At 55.0% G+C, this 16,392-nt stretch carries 16 protein-coding genes; 7 read left to right on the plus strand and 9 right to left on the minus strand.

All coding sequences use genetic code 11. The features are described 5' to 3' along the window. The first annotated feature begins 12 nt into the window (after window positions 1–12). Genes ACQK2L_RS22215 through ACQK2L_RS22225 form a run of 3 tightly spaced genes read left to right on the plus strand, consistent with a single transcriptional unit; the run spans window position 13 to window position 1,445 of the window. Window positions 13–657, plus strand: a complete 645-nt coding sequence (locus tag ACQK2L_RS22215; RefSeq protein WP_425399242.1) for a cation diffusion facilitator family transporter — start codon at window positions 13–15, stop codon at window positions 655–657. A 43-nt stretch (window positions 658–700) separates the two neighbouring features. Then, the gene (locus ACQK2L_RS22220; protein WP_425399243.1) at window positions 701–895 is read left to right on the plus strand and encodes a hypothetical protein; all 195 of its coding nucleotides are present in this window, start codon (window positions 701–703) and stop codon (window positions 893–895) included. A 1-nt stretch (window position 896) separates the two neighbouring features. After that, window positions 897–1,445 carry a methyltransferase family protein gene (locus ACQK2L_RS22225; RefSeq protein WP_425399244.1) on the plus strand — a complete coding sequence of 183 codons (549 nt, stop codon included), beginning with the start codon at window positions 897–899 and terminating at the stop codon, window positions 1,443–1,445. A 14-nt stretch (window positions 1,446–1,459) separates the two neighbouring features. Here the strand turns inward: ACQK2L_RS22225 and ACQK2L_RS22230 are convergent, their stop codons facing one another. The 4 genes from ACQK2L_RS22230 to ACQK2L_RS22245 all read right to left on the minus strand — a co-directional run bounded on the left by ACQK2L_RS22230 (window position 1,460) and on the right by ACQK2L_RS22245 (window position 8,536). After that, complete coding sequence (locus ACQK2L_RS22230; protein WP_425399245.1) at window positions 1,460–4,633, minus strand: efflux RND transporter permease subunit; 3,174 nt, start codon at window positions 4,631–4,633, stop codon at window positions 1,460–1,462. Between the two features lie 8 nt (window positions 4,634–4,641). Next, complete coding sequence (locus ACQK2L_RS22235; RefSeq protein ID WP_425399246.1) at window positions 4,642–5,652, minus strand: efflux RND transporter periplasmic adaptor subunit; 1,011 nt, start codon at window positions 5,650–5,652, stop codon at window positions 4,642–4,644. Beyond that, window positions 5,642–6,961: a TolC family protein gene (locus tag ACQK2L_RS22240; RefSeq protein WP_425399247.1), complete on the minus strand. Its 1,320-nt coding sequence runs from the start codon at window positions 6,959–6,961 to the stop codon at window positions 5,642–5,644. Before ACQK2L_RS22240 ends, ACQK2L_RS22235 begins: the two co-directional genes overlap by 11 nt. A gap of 561 nt (window positions 6,962–7,522) precedes the next feature. Then, the gene (locus ACQK2L_RS22245) at window positions 7,523–8,536 is read right to left on the minus strand and encodes a tyrosine-type recombinase/integrase (protein WP_425399248.1); all 1,014 of its coding nucleotides are present in this window, start codon (window positions 8,534–8,536) and stop codon (window positions 7,523–7,525) included. A gap of 418 nt (window positions 8,537–8,954) precedes the next feature. Between ACQK2L_RS22245 and ACQK2L_RS22250 the strand changes: the two genes are divergently transcribed. From ACQK2L_RS22250 to ACQK2L_RS22260, 3 genes are all read left to right on the plus strand, one after another. Continuing rightward, complete coding sequence (locus tag ACQK2L_RS22250; protein WP_425399249.1) at window positions 8,955–9,158, plus strand: hypothetical protein; 204 nt, start codon at window positions 8,955–8,957, stop codon at window positions 9,156–9,158. 361 nt (window positions 9,159–9,519) lie between these two features. Continuing rightward, complete coding sequence (locus ACQK2L_RS22255) at window positions 9,520–9,963, plus strand: hypothetical protein (protein ID WP_425399250.1); 444 nt, start codon at window positions 9,520–9,522, stop codon at window positions 9,961–9,963. 296 nt (window positions 9,964–10,259) lie between these two features. Next, window positions 10,260–10,541 carry a hypothetical protein gene (locus ACQK2L_RS22260; RefSeq protein WP_425399251.1) on the plus strand — a complete coding sequence of 94 codons (282 nt, stop codon included), beginning with the start codon at window positions 10,260–10,262 and terminating at the stop codon, window positions 10,539–10,541. An 89-nt stretch (window positions 10,542–10,630) separates the two neighbouring features. Here the strand turns inward: ACQK2L_RS22260 and ACQK2L_RS22265 are convergent, their stop codons facing one another. From ACQK2L_RS22265 to ACQK2L_RS22285, 5 genes are all read right to left on the minus strand, one after another. Next, entirely contained in the window at window positions 10,631–11,419 is a 789-nt protein-coding gene (locus tag ACQK2L_RS22265; RefSeq protein ID WP_425399252.1) for an NYN domain-containing protein, read from the minus strand. 275 nt (window positions 11,420–11,694) lie between these two features. Then, the gene (locus ACQK2L_RS22270; RefSeq protein WP_425399253.1) at window positions 11,695–12,462 is read right to left on the minus strand and encodes a bifunctional DNA primase/polymerase; all 768 of its coding nucleotides are present in this window, start codon (window positions 12,460–12,462) and stop codon (window positions 11,695–11,697) included. Then, complete coding sequence (locus ACQK2L_RS22275; protein WP_425399254.1) at window positions 12,455–12,874, minus strand: hypothetical protein; 420 nt, start codon at window positions 12,872–12,874, stop codon at window positions 12,455–12,457. The genes ACQK2L_RS22270 and ACQK2L_RS22275 overlap by 8 nt, the downstream gene beginning before the upstream one ends. 290 nt (window positions 12,875–13,164) lie before the next feature. Further along, window positions 13,165–13,434 carry a hypothetical protein gene (locus ACQK2L_RS22280; RefSeq protein ID WP_425399255.1) on the minus strand — a complete coding sequence of 90 codons (270 nt, stop codon included), beginning with the start codon at window positions 13,432–13,434 and terminating at the stop codon, window positions 13,165–13,167. Between the two features lie 278 nt (window positions 13,435–13,712). Next, window positions 13,713–15,194 (minus strand): hypothetical protein, encoded by a 1,482-nt coding sequence (locus ACQK2L_RS22285; protein ID WP_425399256.1) that lies wholly within the window; start codon window positions 15,192–15,194, stop codon window positions 13,713–13,715. Between the two features lie 322 nt (window positions 15,195–15,516). On the opposite strand from ACQK2L_RS22285, the gene ACQK2L_RS22290 reads away from it, so the two are divergent. Continuing rightward, the gene (locus tag ACQK2L_RS22290; protein WP_425399257.1) at window positions 15,517–16,359 is read left to right on the plus strand and encodes a hypothetical protein; all 843 of its coding nucleotides are present in this window, start codon (window positions 15,517–15,519) and stop codon (window positions 16,357–16,359) included. Window positions 16,360–16,392: the final 33 nt, after the last annotated feature.

The following is a 16,392-nucleotide window of genomic DNA, read 5'->3' on the forward strand; positions in this document are numbered from 1 at the left end:
TGGGGTAGAAGCATGGAGCAGCAATACATCCAAAATATTCGCCGCGGTCGGTACGTCGAGACAGCCAGTCTGATCTACAACCTGATCGAAGTCTTTATTTCTCTCACGGCAGGTTTTCTGACGGGCAGCTCAGCGCTCGTAAGCTGGGGAGCGGACAGCATCGTCGAATCAAACTCTGCGGCCTTCATGATCTGGCGATTGTACGGAGAGGAAAAGGGCATTAGCGATCAAGAAGTAGCCAAGCGAAAGAAAACCGCTTTGGGCGTTCTGTCCGGAGCGTTTACTGTTGCTGCGCTATTCATACTGTATGAAGCCATCAGCAAGCTTATCAGCGGCGAGACATCAAGCATGACCTGGTGGGGCATTGGCATCTTGTTGGTTTCACTGGTGATAAACCCATGCCTCGCTTGGGCCAAGTTCCACTATGGCAAAAAGACCAATTCGCCCTCTCTGAAATACGATGCGATCGACACAATGATTTGCGAGTATCAAACGATCGTCGTGCTGGTAGGCATTGCGCTGGTCCAGTGGAAAGGATGGTGGTGGGCCGATCCGGTTGCGGCGCTGTTGATCGTACCTTACGTGGCATGGGAAGCATTCGAAGCTGGGCGCGACGCTTGGCAGGTTGATATCGCCATACACGCCGATGACAAGTAGTCCGTCGCCGCTTTACGAGTTCTTACGAAAGGAGTGAATGGCAGTGGAACTGAAACACCTAATTCTTGGCTTGTTGGAGGGGGTCGTGTGGTATGCGTTCATCTACTGTTTACTCGACACGATGAGGAAGCCTGAGCGCAACCTTTGGGTCGTCTCCGCCATCCTACTTGCCCTGTTCTATCTCGGTTTCGTGCTCTGCCCTTGGGTACGGCACACGCCGGCATGGCAGCAACTCTAAGATGATCTATTCAGTAGCATTCGCGACAGGTGTGCTGGTTATCGCGGTCAATGCGATACTGGTTTACTCGATCGTGAGACCCACCCGTCGCATTTGGCCGCCTCCGGCGCAAAAGACTTGGCAGTACTATACTGTCTGGTTGTTGACGATTCTCTCGTTCGGCGGGTTTATCGTCGTCGGCATTTTGGACTGGAACAGCTTTGATTGGCCGAGCGTTGTGCGCTGGCCAATTGGAGCGACGTTGATCTTGCTTGGAAACATCTTGGCTTGGGTCGGAGTGCGTCAACTCAGCATGAAGACTACTTCGGGTGGTGCGGGCCCGTTGGTCACAAACGGGCTGTATCGCTATAGCCGCAACCCTCAGTACAGCGGTGACATCGCTATCATAGCGGGCTGGGCAATCTTGTCGGCATCATGGTGGGCGTTTCCACTCTGCATTGGCGGCATCGTGGCATTCGTCATCACACCTTTCGCGGAGGAACCGTGGCTGGAAGAGCTTCACGGGGAAGAATACACCGAATATCGCAGGAAGGTTCCTCGATTCCTGTAGTTGGCATTGCCAAGCTAGTCGAGAGTATCGCTATCTGGATGCCGGTAGAACGTAGCATAGAGTGTCGGCAACAATAGAAGCGTCAAAATTGTCGCCGACATGATTCCGCCAATGACAACTGTCGCCAGTGGGCGTTGAACTTCTGCTCCAGTGCCCGTTGCCAGAGCCATCGGAATGAAGCCCAGAGCGTCAGTAACCGCTGTCATCAACACTGGTCGCAGTCGCGTGACTGCGCCATCGACGACAGCGGTGCGAATGTCTCTCCCGTCCTCCAGTAGCTGCCGTATGAAGCTCACCATCACGACACCGTTCAGCACCGCGACGCCGGAAAGGGCGATGAAGCCGACTCCTGCGGAAATCGAGAAGGGGATGTCTCGGATCGCAAGAGCCACAATCCCGCCGGTCAACGCAAACGGAACGCCCGAGAAAATTAGGAGGGCATCACGGGTTGAATTGAAGGTCGAAAACAGGATGACGAAGATTAGGAGCAGGGAGACTGGGACCACAATCATCAGGCGATTCGAGGCCCGCTCCAGATTTTCGAACTGTCCACCCCAGCCATACCAGTATCCTGATGGGAACTGGACTTGCTGCTCAATCAACTTCGACGCGTCAGCCACAAATGATCCCATATCGCGGCCTCGGACGTTGGCCTGAACAACGATTCGCCGCTTAGCGTTCTCGCGACTTACCTGATTCTGCCCCTCGACGATGGAGATATCTGCCAGTTGTTTCAGCGCGACGACACGTGCCTCGTAAACTGGATTGTGACCACCCATCTTCGACTCGCCGCCGCCGTCACCTCGAAGTGGAATCGGCAACTGCTCAATCATCCGCAGGTTTTCACGCAGTGATTCCGGCAGCCGCAGGACGATATCGAATCGCTGATCTCCGTCAAAAACCTGACCGACGGTTCTTCCACCGATCGCCATCGAAACGACTTCCTGCACGTCAGCCACATCCAGCCCGAAGCGTGCGAGCTTCTCACGGTTCATGTCGATGCGTAGCGTCGGAAGTCCGCTGACCTGTTCGACCTTCACATCACTGGCACCTACAATTTGGCTCAAAAGCTTGCTGACTTCGTTCGCTTTGGCCTGCATGACGCTCATGTCGTCACCGAAGATTTTGAAGGCCACATCACTGCGAACACCGGAAATCAGTTCATTGAAGCGAAGCTCAATCGGTTGAGAAATCTCGTAGGCGTTGCCGGGAATCTCTTCGATGGCTTCTTCTACCTCAACAATCAATGCGGCTTTCGATTTACTCGGGTCTGGCCATTGGTCTTTCGGCTTCATAATGATGTAGCCGTCAGCAATGTTGGGGGGCATTGGGTCGGTGGCCACTTCCGCCGTTCCGATTCGAGCAAAGACGGTTTCGATCTCCGGGAACTCAAGCAAGCGTTTTTCAAGTCGCTCTTGCATCTCAATGGATTGGCTCAGCGAGGTCGCCGGAATTCGCAGCGACTGGATGGCAAAGTCTTGCTCATCCAGCGAGGGAACAAACTCGCTCCCCAGTCCGGTCGCAATCCACCCGGACACCAAAAGTATGGCGACCGCGACTCCAATGAACGCTTTTCTGAACCGCAGTGACGCGAGCAAAGCACGCCGATACCAGTGTTTAGCAAACGACATGATGCGGCCATCGCCTTCGCTGACCTTGCCGGTGAGAAACAACGCCGCCATCGCGGGGATGAATGTGAACGAGAGAATCAGTGAGCCAAGCAGAGCGAGCAAAACGACTTTGGCCATTGGCACAAACATCTTTCCCTCGATGCCCGTCAAGGTCAGGATCGGTAGATAGACAATCATAATGATGCCCACTCCTGAAAACACTGGCGGTGCGACTTCGCGAGCGGCCTTGAACGTCTCGGTGAGGCGTTCAGAGCGGGTCAGCGTTCTTCCAAGGACATGTTGTTTCTCCGCAAATCGGCGGATGATGTTCTCAGCCATCACGACCGAGCCGTCGATGATGATTCCAAAGTCGATCGCACCGAGACTCAATAGGTTTCCACTGATCTTGTTGCTGACCATGCCGGTGACGGCAAACAACATGGAAAGCGGAATGGAGAGTGCGACAAACAATGCCACCTTGAAGTTGCCGAGAATGGCAAACAATACTGCGATGACAAGGATCGCTCCTTCCATCAGGTTGTTCTGGATGGTCTCGATGGTTGCATCGACCAGTCGCGTTCGGTTGTAGACGGTTTTCGCGTGAACTCCCGTCGGCAATGTGCGGTTGACCTGTTGCATGGCTTCGTCGACCGCCTTAGCGACAGTACGACTGTTTTCACCCACAAGCATCATTGCCGTACCGACTACGGATTCAGCTCCGTCAAGCGTTGCAGCGCCGGTCCGCAGTTCCTTGCCAAATTCGACGCCAGCCACGTCCTCGACGAGAATCGGAATGCTGTCGCGAGTCACCACGGGAATCTTGCGTATCTGCTCCAGCGTCGAAACAAGTCCGCTCATCTTGACGATATATTGCTCGCCACGATGTTCAATGTAGCCGCCGCCTGCGAATGCGTTATTGCGTTCAAGAGCCTCGGCTACGTCCTGAAAGGTCAAGCCAAGTGAGAGCAGGCGAGCCGGGTGCGGGGTTATATGAAACTGTTTGGCGAACCCGCCGATTGAATTGACCTCAGCAACACCGGGGACTGTCAGCAACTGCGGTCGTATGATCCAATCCTGAATCGTTCGTAGGTCGGTGGGGGTGTAGGCGGTGCCATCAGGTTTCGTCGCGTCCGGTTCGGCTTCCACCGCCCACATATAGATTTCACCAAGCCCGGTACTGATCGGACTCATCGACGGTTCTGCTAAACCTCGCGGTAGCGCATCCTTTGCCGTTTGCAGGCGTTCGCTAACCAATTGGCGAGCCAGATACAGATCCGTGCCGTCTTCAAAGACAACAGTGACCTGCGACAGTCCATACCGAGAAATCGAGCGAAGTTCTTCCAAGTGAGGAAGGCCGCTCATGGAGACTTCGATCGGGAACGTGACTCGCTTCTCAATTTCGATGGGAGATAGTGCAGGCACCGAAGTGTTGATCTGCACCTGTACGTTGGTAATGTCGGGAACGGCGTCAATCGGAAGCCGCGTGAAGTTGTAGGCTCCAAGGACTGCGACAAAGAAGGACGCAAGGACGACAAGAATGCGGTGTTTAATGGAGAATCGAATGATCGCTGTCAGCACGGTCCCTCTTAGTGACTATGTTCAGCAGAAGATTTTCCCATCTCCGCCTTGAGTAAGAACGTGTTTCCGGCTGCCACGATTTCGTTAGGTCTCAAACCATCTTTGATTTCAACGAAGCGCCCATCTGAACGCCCTGTTTTCAGGTGCCGCAACTCAAAGCCCTCGTCTCCATCCGGAGCTTTGGCTTTCATAAATACCGAAGGTTTGTTTTCGATCAGCATGACGGAACTGTCAGGCACGGCCAAAGGAACATTACGCTCGGATAGCGAAACCTCCACGGTGACGAACATTCCTGGCGGCCACTGATGCTGTTGGTTCGGCAGTTCCAAGCGCGCGTGCCCCGATCTGGTCGCTTCTGACAGAGTGGGACGGATGTAGCTGATCTGAGTATCAAGTCGGGCATCTGTCGATTGCGAGATCACGGTTGCTGGTGTGCCGACTTGGAGTGACGCGAGCAATCTCGGTGGGACGGCAATGTTGGCCCAGGTGGTTTCGAGATTTGCCAGTTTGAACAGTACCTTTTCGCTCGATACGAATTCTCCCTTGGTGGCATCCTGATCAATGATGACGCCATCAATCTCGGCCTTTACTTGGTAGTTGGAAAGACTTTCATTGCTTTGAACCGTCGCCAAGACCTCTCCTGCTTGAACGGTATCACCAAGCATCTTAGAGACTCGAGTGAGCGTGCCGGGAAACCGGGGCACAACGTGAACCAACGTATTGCCGTTGATGACTGTTTCACCGTAGAAGCTTTGCTTCTCCTGAATGACGGCTGGGCCAACCGCGACTACTTCAATGCCTTCGTGTTCTGCCTTCTTCCACGAAAACTCTAAAAACTCATCGGAGGTGTCGCCGTGTTCATCGTGGCCATGCCCGTCATGCTTCTCGTTCTTATCCGCGTGGTCGTCGTGGTCGTGGCCAGCGTGGTCCGTTTCTTCCTCCGCATGGACGAATCCTCCGATGGACACGCAAAGGAGAACTGCGAAGACGTAACGTGTAATTAAGAATTTATTGGGCATGGCATTCTCCTTGATCCATTAGCGTGAGTCGTTCGTGAAGCGTTCCGGTGAGTCGTTGAATTGCGACTTGAACGCGAATCGCTGAGAGTGTGACGGTGACAAGGCGCTCGCGGCGATCGAGATAAGTCGTCTGAGCATCGAGGTAGTCGAGATAACTGATACGCCCGAGCCGGTAGGCATCGGTTGCAGACGCAAGCACTTTCTCGGTCTGCGGCAAAAGGCGTTGCCGAAGGAGCTTTCGCTCACGCAAGTGCAATCGCAGTCGGTCACGAAGAGATTTAAGTTCGGTCTCGACCGCGATCTGCGTGTTGGCCAGATCGAACTGACTTGCCTTCAGTCGCTCATCGGCACCCTGTGTGGCGAATTGATTTCGGTCAAAAAGTGGCAGAGGGATCGCAATGTCCGCCACAAAGGCGTGATCATCGGTGGCATCAAACCGCCGATAACCGCCTGATACCGTGATATCGGGAACGGCCAAAGCACGTTGCAGGCCGGCAGACTTCGTTGCTGCTTCTCGCTTCGCCGTTGCGTAAGCGACATCAGGTATCCTATGCATATCTGTCGGCGAAAGCTCTAGTTCAGGTTTGTGTAGTCGCAACACTTGGTTGGTAAAAACCACATCCGAACCATTGGCACCCCACAGTGAAGTCAGAGTGCGTTTCGCGATCTGCAATTCCTGAACTCTCCGGTCGCGGACAACTTCGGCGGATTGCAGTGCCACTTCCGCCTTATCCACTTCAAGTCTCAAGGCTCCGCCGTGCGAAGACTTGCGTGAAATGAGTCGCTGGGCTTTCCTGCGAATTGCGACCTCTTTTTCGGATAGAGCCAATCGAGATTTGGCGGCGATCACTTCCGCATACGCGACGCGAGCCTTCGCAAGCAATTCTGCCGTGGCGATTCCACGACCTAGCTCAAATGCGTCGGCATTGGCCTTCGCCAGTAAAGTGCGTGCCCTCCGCTTGCCCGCCGTCTCGATTAACTGAGAAAGACCGCCGGTGTATTCCACATCGTCATCGGAATGGCTTCCGCCAAAGTTCTCTGCCTCAAAAGTAATGACGGGATTCGGTAGCAGTGCGGCCTGCTGAGCCTGAGCACGAAGCGAACCAAGCAGCGCCGATTCGCGCTTCAATTGAGGGTTTCCCGCAAGCATTCGTTCTTTGACCTGCGAAAAACAGGAAATCGAAGAAGTTGTTTGTCTGCGGGAGAGCAGTTCGTTTGCTGATGAGGGGTTCTGAGCCTGAGTTGCATTGACAAAAGTCAACGCTACCACTCCAGACGCAAGCAACCCGAATGTTGGATGCCATTTCATAGTCTGCTTCACAATCGAATAGAGTCATAAAGCGGGGCGTTGCCGTCCCGAGCATGAACTAGATGTATTCGATGGGATCAGATTATAAGGACGGTAATCCTGCGGGTATGCAAATGCGGCGACGGGACTTGGTCAGGAGGGACGACAGACTGCACGTAGGCGACGATGCTCGTAGTTAAAGCATCATGCAGGGGATCGGTTGCAACGGCGACTGGCGGAAGGGTCGTTTCCTCGACAGATTTCCACTCTACGGCGAGAGTCGGTTGGTGAAGGGAACAGGGACATAGCTCACATTCACATGGTGCGCTCTTGTGAGCCGGCCCATTTGTCCAGTCATCCGCATGGGACGCGTGAGCATCACAAGCCAGATGTGACGATGTCACGGCAATGAGAATGGTTGCCGATAAGGTCGCTAATAAGCGTTGGACGATTTTGCTGAACACCCAGACTCCGTTAGCATTTACGAAGCACCCATGCAATGACTTTGCGTTCTAGCGCAAGGTAGGGGGCTCGATGTGTTTTCTTGGCCCATCCACCAACGGAGCAGGATAGGCATTTCCGTCATACGGAAATACGTTCAACGATGTTGCGGGTGACCTTTCGTTTCCGTCGGTCGTAGAGTCGAGTCGTGCGTGGATCGGCGTGGCCAGCCAGATTCTGTACGTCCTCAAGAGGAACTCCTTGGCTGAGCAGGTCCGTAATCGTGGTCACTCGGAAGGAATGCGGTGAAAGACGTGACGGCAGACCGGCATCCTTCATCCGCCGCTTGACCATGCGAGCCATGTCGCCGGCTGTCATCGGATTCTGAGTGAGAGTCTTGGTCTTTCGGACGGTTGTGCGAAATAGAGGCGTCGACTTATCCGCGTATTCCATTCCACCAGCCGCGAGGTACTCCCCGATGAACTTCTGCAAGTCGTGTCGCACGGGAATCTCACGGGATTTGCCGCCCTTCTCACTGAATCGAAGACAGTGCTGGTTTCCCAAGTCGTAGAAGTCACCGCGTCGCAGTGCGGCAACGGCGCCGACGCGAGCCGCCGTGTAAATCATGATCGTGATGATGGCGCGATCTCGAAGCCCGACGATGTGACTGGTGTCGAGTGACTGCATCAGTTGTCGGGCCTGTGGAACCGTGATTTCGGGAGTCTTTCCTTCAACAACCTGCAATCGCTCCCCGCGCACCGAGTGGGCGGGATTCAACATGATGACATGCCTTGTCACCAGTACGTCGAAGAAGTTGCGAATTGCTGATAGGTGCAGTTTCTTGGTGGCGGGTGCGTAGTCCTGCTCGTCGAGATAGCTTCCCACGTCGCGTGGCGACACTGTGGGAAGTTCTTTGTTTAAGGTCTCACAGTGGGCTAAGAATCTCTTTATTGCCCGTTCGTAGGCGGCACGGGTATGAGGATTGCGAATTCGCCCGTAGATGAACTCTTCCCAGGCGAATCGAGCTGCGGCGCCTGCGCTCGCGACGAGAACCGGAGCAGAATCGTCATGACCGATGGCGACGATGGGCGTCGGCGCCACCACAGGCGTTTGCTTGTTTATTCCAACGTCTGCTTTGTCAACTGATTTCTTCACTGCCTACTCAATAAATTGCAGGACTCCACTAGCAACCCGTTTGCTCATACGGCTGCGCGGAAATCACGATGCGGTGAGTTTTGGATTGGCTCTACCTTAGCGCAACATAACGTCCTTTGTCATGCACTAAGTTCGTGCCAGAGAGAGGCCATGTCGATAAACGTCGAAAGGCGATTCTTGACCGGCTTAGTTGCTTTTCGCCCTTGGCTTGTGCTAATTCTGAGGGAGCTAGTCGGGAAATAGCGCGCTGCCCAAGCCGTTCCCCTCGGCATTCTCTTTTCCGCTTTGAGTAGAAGCCTGACCTTGCGGTTCGGTCGACCCGCCATCGACGGAGCCGCCGGCTTGTGTTCTGCGGTTTTCTATTTATTTGCGCGGCGCCACTCTGGGCCGTGAACTCTTGAAATGGAAAGGAACCCCTATGGACCCCAACGCTTGCTATCGAGAAATGTGTGATGCATTTGAGGAAGCGCATCGGCAGTTGGCCAATGCACGTGAGCGTGCGCTCGCGCTGCACGGTTGGTTGGCGAAAGGCGGAAGCTATCCGGCCGATGTTCCGGAATCGGAAGTCCGTACTGTTATTAACCAGGTGTTTTTTTCCACCGAGGAGGCTGATGATGAGTAGCCAAGTAACAGAGCAATCGACGGCACACGCCGATATTCGAGAGAGAATGTCGAAACTAGCGCAGGAATTTCCTACGCTGCGTGAAGAAGTCCCCGGAGTCGCCACTTGGGACGCCTGGTTAATTGACGATTGGTCTGCCACTAGCGGCCAAGCAACTTCGGGGTCTCGCTGTGCAGTGCAGTTCTTGCTTTATGTGTGGGACCCTGGGGCGGAATGGCGGTCAGGACCGTTCTCGCTTCGAGAGGCATACGGCACCTGGGATTACGCTCACTGGCAAGTGCTGGAGCGTTTCATTCGAGTTCCGTTTTTCCCGTGATGTTCCGTGATTTTGACGGCCACACTGCTCTGGAAGGAGATTGCTATGTCGACTTCGTTCACTTGGAAGCGGGCAAATCTGCCGATGCCAGAACCTCTCAGAGAAGCGGTGCAGGCAGGGATGTTCGGAGTTTGCGCGGATGGTACGCTCACACCCAGTCCCGCAGAAGTGGCATCGCTCACGGAAGAGCAAGCCCGCGAATTGGTAAGCACTCTGTGCGACCTAGGTCATCTGAGGCGATGCCTGGAGCGACATCTGAATCCCCATACCCGACTACCACTGCGGAGCTGGGAAATTAGGGAAAAAATTGAGCGGTCGATGCGGCAGGGCGTCGAGAATCTTGAGGCTCGTTACGCAGCGAGTCTGGAGGCCTATGTGGCAGCATTCGGCGCCAACGCAGGTGAGCAACTGGATATGTGCGTTCATCGTCTGCTCCAACGACCGGAATTTGCTCTGGAGCCGATCGAGATTCAGCGGTCTCTATTCTAGCGACCGGGTAGACCGGCGGTTTTGTTGAGGTTTTGACCCACACCGCCGGCTCTATTTTTTAGACATCAAGCCTCTCCTCGAACGCATAACCATCTAACAGATCGCTCTTTGGCAGTTATTGAGTGTAAATTGGCTCTCAACGGAGTCGCCGCGAAGGAACGTCTTTCGCAGTGAGTCCGGAAATGGAAAGGTTTTAGAAGAGTTTTTTGGGCATAGGTTTCGGACGAGGAGTGGGATCACTTGAACGCTGGCAACGCTGCAAGTGTTCTTCGATTCCACTTGCCCCGAGGAGAACTATGAATTCCCAAACTGAGGTGAACGCGTCGAGACTGAACAATGAAAACGCAGTGCAGGCAACACGCTCCGACATCGTAGCGTTGACCGGTGCGGTATACTTCCTGACTGCTGCGGTGCTGTTCGTTGCCCTGCTGGTCTTCGTGTCGTCGCTCGACATGCAGCTTACAGCGGATGATTCTGCCCGTAACATCGCCCGCTGGATCATGGGAGCGATTTTCCTAGCTGGCGCTTTTGGCGGCTACAGCATGTGGATCGCCAAGAGGTTTGCCCCCAGCAAGTAGCGAATTTGGTCTCTGCGCCTATTGTGCCGCCTGTAAATGTCATTCATCGAGCGGCCTACCCGCGAGCCCATTCCGGACTCGCATTTCTTTCATTCGAGCGACTGCGGGGGGGCGTCACTCGACAGAGTGTTGCCGCCAATCGTATCAGCGAATGCGATGTTGTCTGAAGACCTACATCGAGATCTGGTCCTACGACGTGTTCTCATTTGTCCACCGCAGTACCTAGCGACATCAAAGCACCCGAGGTCGCGGAGCAATTTGCTCAATGTGCGATAGCCCCATTTGTCTTTTGAGTAGCTCTCGGAATGGCACCGCAAGTAATCGGAGACCGCGGACAGCTTGGCCCAGCCATTCTTGTTCTTGTGCAGAGCGATGGCATCGTTGAGGAGCATGAGCTGGAGAGAACTGAGGTCGCTTGGGTTGGGTGGCTGGAAGTGGCCATCTAAAGCGACATACTGGTCGCAGGCATCGACCAGTTTGCGTGACGCAAGCGCAGGAGCCGCAACTAGGAACAGTCGCTGGGCCTGCTGGAACGTGTCCTCCAGACAGGCAAAGTCTCCATCGGAACTTGCAACGCAAATGCCATCGACCGTCGCAGTCTTGGCTAACGCTTTGGCATGAGCGATAAGCGCAACGTCTGTGGCTTTACTGCCTTGATGTCGCCGATCTACATGGACTGACTCGATGCCGAGCGCTCGAACCGCTGGTGAAATCCAATCGGTAGACTCCTCCCCTAGAAAATCTCCAAACACCTGCCGAATCACGACGTCACCCTCCGCGACTAACTTCGTCACGATTTCCTCAGCGTAATGGGGCGAGATATTATCGCCATCAATCAGCAACGCGAGTCGAATTCGTTCCTGGCTGGGGTCGTACATTATCATTAAGGGTGAACGAGGGCTGCGAACTTATCGGACGGAAGTGAATTACGCAGCATTGTCGGCGAGTGAATGCTTCCAGATTCGGACACGTCCGACCATTTACCAAATTATACAAACGTCGCCGCATCGCGAGCAAATGCAAACCTGGGCGTACTCGGTAGACAAAGTCAGCGCGTCAGTGGGATGACTTAACGCTTCTGCGGAAAACTATGCACAGGGAGGGCGGTTAGAATGGCCGTTGGCGTGCAGAGCAAACCTTCGGCCAGAGTAGTCTACGACTGCCGGTAGGCGTCATCGACCTTGTGGCCTAGTTCTTTTGGCGACCACGACGGCGATGCGTTCGTCTCATTCCAAGCGAGCATCGCGTCGAGGGCCTCGGCGGCGGTGAGTCCAGAGTCCCGGAGCTTGCACGCTGCACGAAACGTGGCGTTGTGCCCGCCATTGCCGGCGACTGCTTTGATACGACCGATGTAGGCCACGCCGTTGCGAATCATAGCTTCGTGACGGCAAGAATACGAACGCCGGATTGGCGATCTGCGCTCGCAGTCAGCAATCCATTCCACCTCGAAAACTGGAACCTTTTCAATCCGGCACTGGAATCCATCCTTCCATTGGTAAGCCCTCCCGGTTTCCGGATGAATGGAGGGTGGAGCAATCACTAGCCCGCCTTCGGCACGCAGATCAATAGCGCGGCCGAACAATCGTGAGCGATTGCGAACCATGTCTTGCGGATAGCGATAGTAGCAGTGTGCTCCGCCACCACCCGTCGCGACAACAAGCGGTGTAGCGGGAAACGTTGCCTGCCACCACTGCGAGTCGTGCTTGGAGTCGCAGTCCACTACCACGAGGCCAGCCAGACGCCCTGTAATCACTGCTAGATTGTATTCCTGGCTGAGACTGAACCACTCGCGCACCTGATCGGTCGTCGGCAATTTGCGTTGGTAAATCGCCCACGACTCAACCGGTTGCTTGCCTCTAGCCGGGATCACCGGCCAGCCATGCCGAAGATATTCTAAGGCATGCTGCAATACGTCAGTCATGGGTGACCTCCTCTTGAGCATGAAGAAAACGGGCACCCAACCAGCGGAACACATAATCGACAATGCTGTGAGCAGTACGAACTTCCGGGTTCTTGGTGAGTCCAGAAGGCTCGAAACGGACGTAGGAGAGCTTATCGACCAGTGTCTTCAGCGGTACGCCATGCTGCAAAGCGACTGACGTGAGGATGCCAACCGCGTCGAGCAGACCTCCCAGCGTCGAACCTTCTTTACCGATCTTGAGAAAGACCTCGCCGGGCCGGCCGTCCTCGTAGAGACCGACGATGATGTAGCCGTCTTGGTCGGCGATCTCGAATTTGTGATTGATGGCCGTTCTAGTGATGGGAAGACGCTCGCGCTGCGGTAAAAGTGAAGCCGCTTCCACGGAGGGCGCCTCGATTCTTTCGCTGCACATGGTGGTGAATCTCCTTCGGAAAAAGAATCATAAAACCGTTCTATACGCCAAACGGCGGACGAGTGAGAACACTCGACCGTCGTTTGCAGGTGTGCTTCCCCAAGAGATAGAGCAAAGAACGGGCGCGCCCGACAGATTGTGGGGCTAGTCTGGGTTGAAGCATCGTCTTCGACGCTTCACCAGACGAGGATGAGAGAAGGGGCCAGCGGTCTCGAACCGTGTCAAAACCGTTGGCCAAGTGTGGGGACTGAGACGCGCATCCGACATTTCGGAGCGCACACAACTCGAACTCACGCCACCGCTTGTCGCGATTCGCTCGTTTCGCTCCCTCCGGTCTGCTGGAAGATCCACAGGTGCGCTTGGTCAGCGACCTTGGCTACCAGCGGTAAATCATCGCGGCCGAAGCTGGGCGAATCCTTCCATTCTTCACCATCCTTATAGAGCCGGCTGAGGGTCACATTGTGCCGCGTGCCGTTCTGGGTATCGTTTTCCCAGATAGCCGCACGAATGCGCCCCAAGCGAATCTCATGGACCGGGCGAGTCTTTGTGGAACGTGCCATTTTCATACCTCCAAAAATAGAACACAAAAAAGTCTGTGTCCGACATACGCAGTCGGGCCACCGATCACCTCAACAGGTAATCGACAACCCGGCCGATGATGGAAGTATCGAGAATGTTTGAGAAAACCTGATGAGACGACCGGCCTCCCAATCTCAAGACTTATTCAAGACTGGGAAGCGGTGTTTGGGCTACTACTTATCTGAGGACGGCAGAGAACAACATGCTTCGTATTTCCCTACCATACTCCTCGGCAAATGTCACGTCGCAACCCATTTACCTACTGACTGGCGGCTGGGGCCAGCACGGCTTCATCGTCAACGACCTCCGAGTTCGCTGCACCCTCGTCCAGCTCGAAGATGTGGAGAACTCCTTTGGCAAACGCGACCATGTGACCGCCGGTGGGAGAGAACTCGATCATTTCCGGCTTGGCCCCCAAAATGTTATCGCCAATCAACCCAACTCGTTCTTTCGATTCAAGGCTCGCCATCACGATTTCCCCAGTCTCTGAACCGACCGCCAAAGTGCCGTGGGGCGAAACATCGAACAAGGCAAGCGAAGCGGGTTTAGAATACACGACCTCTCGCGATGTTGTGTACAGATCTCCTGGCAGACCAAGGCCGAGCGGAATTCGGCGATTAACGACGCGGCCTGCATCGGCATCTTCTGGCGGCGTGAGGACCACGGGATCAAGCCATTGATCTTGCTCGATGTCGTAGACTTCGATGGTGTCACGGGTGCCGACAAGTATCTGGGTCGAATCAGGCGAGAATCGCAGGTGACGATAGTTGTTCACGTCGAGTATTGTCGATCGTTTGAGCTTTCCAGTCGCCAGATTGTGAACCTCGACACAAAACTCTCGACCGTTGACAGGCTGGGACAACGCTCCAAAAAGCCGGGCATTCGGTGAAATGGCAAATTGCCCCCGTTGCTTCAAATCGCGGAGCGATATGAATGCGACCATCTGCATCGTGTCTGCTGACAAAAACTGCAACGCACCGCGAGACAGTGAACGTGCCAAGCTCTCATTGCTGTTAGGCAATTTGGGTTTTGTGCCCGCCGGCCACTGACGCTGGACGGAAATGTCGATAGGCTCTGATTTTCCCCGTCGGCTGAGACGCAACTGCACCCAGGTCCCCGGCTTACCCTTCATGGCTTCAAGCGCTTTTTTGAGCGATTTGCCGGCAATCATCTGCCATTCGCGGGAATCGTCGTAGCGCGTCGGCTTTTCTCCCGCGTTGATAGCGAGTACCTCGTCACCAACTCGTAATTGGTCGTCGATTGTAGGATTGCTCTCCGCATCGACTTTCGTAATTAGCAGCTTGCCGTTTTTCTCTTCCAGACTAATGCCAATTTTGCCCTGCACATCGGGCACGTTAAGTTTCTGGCCGCGAAGACTCTGCACATCGATGCGTTGAAATCCGGCGTAGTTACCGATCCCTGCGACCTTGCTCGAATCACTGGAGAAGGCAAGCGTGAAGAATGAAAAGCTGCCGGTTTGACCGACCAGTTCCTGGTTTTTCAAATCGACGATCGAAACGCCCGACTTTGACCCGGTGTTGCGGGAATTGAAACTCAGAGCCAAGTAACGACCGTTTGGCGAGAATGCATAAGCATTGACTTGCTCTGGCTTACTATTCTTGGTGTAGAAGCGGATGGTTTCATAGTCAACTTCCCGCTGGCCCCAAGCTTCGGCAGGAAGAACCGCAGCGATTGTGAGAATAACGCCCAACAGAAAGATTCGACTCGGAGACGATGACATACGGCTCGATCCTTAATTGGATGGTTGCGGCATCGGCTCCTTCCACCGGGAAGCACCATCATCGTGTGGCGTAAAACCCGTAAGCATAACCGGTTTAGTGAGAAGTACAATCGCTCGTCGGGCTGGGGCTGACGGTCAGTTTTTCGCCAGCCGCCCCCTCGAATCAGGCCTGATCGAGGTTCGACCATCTAGCACCGTTTGAGCGGCGAAAAACGGCCGAAAGCAAGACTTGTGCCGGTAATCCGTAGCGGCGATACTTACTGGTTTCGTTTTCCCAACTCCCAGCCACAGGAGGTGGCCCTGGCGCAGAAGGACGCCCCCTATGCCTGAACGCGATCTGTCGCCCCTTTCTGACTCGCCCCGACCGCACTCGGCGGGACGCAAGCGCGTTGATGACGACATCGAACTGCCACCCCTACGTGAATCTGAGGTGGGCAGTGATGCAACCGGGAACTGGACTGCCGAGCATGACGGCCCGCCAAAGTCGAACGGGTTCGCTTCATTTCTTGGGGCAGCGGCCCTAATTGCTGCGATCGCGGTGGGCGGCTGGTTTTTCTTGGACAGTGGTGCGGCCGAAGACCAGCATCCAAACTGGCAGCATGTGGCTGCGGCCACGGATGCCTCGGGCGCCGATGCCAACCAACTCGTACGTCTGGACGCCACTGGTGAGACGCAAACGCTTCCAACCATCGAAGTCGCTTCGGCGGACCGAGATCGCACCGCCACTCGAAAAATTCGCGCTGCACTAAGGCGCGACAACCTCGTTTTGGCTACGGCGGAATTACAAGCGGCCCAAAGCCTCGCCAGCGCGTCACAAAATCCAGAAGTCCGTCCCCCGGAACTGGTCGCCAACTCGGACGTCGTCGCAGCCCTCAGGGAGGGGCGACAAGAGCTGTTCGAGATCGAACTGTTCGACTGCTGCGACGAGGATGGCGACGTGGTGGAGGTCATCGTCAACGGCTCGCTATTCGCGACGGTTCCCATACTCCACAGCGGCACGAAGGTATCGGTCCCCTTAGCACCGGGCAACAACAAGATCGCCATTCGCGGAGTGAAAGACGGCGGCGGGGGAGTGACGTTGTCGTTTCGCACCAGTCGCGGCGACTACTACGCCCGCTCCATGAGAGTCGGCCAGCAGTACGAAATGGGAGTCGTCGTGCGATGAGTTTCCGATCCGCTTCGACATTCGTTTCGCTGT

It is taken from the genome of Aeoliella sp., assembly GCF_965227375.1.
Taxonomy (GTDB): Bacteria; Planctomycetota; Planctomycetia; order Pirellulales; family Lacipirellulaceae; genus Aeoliella.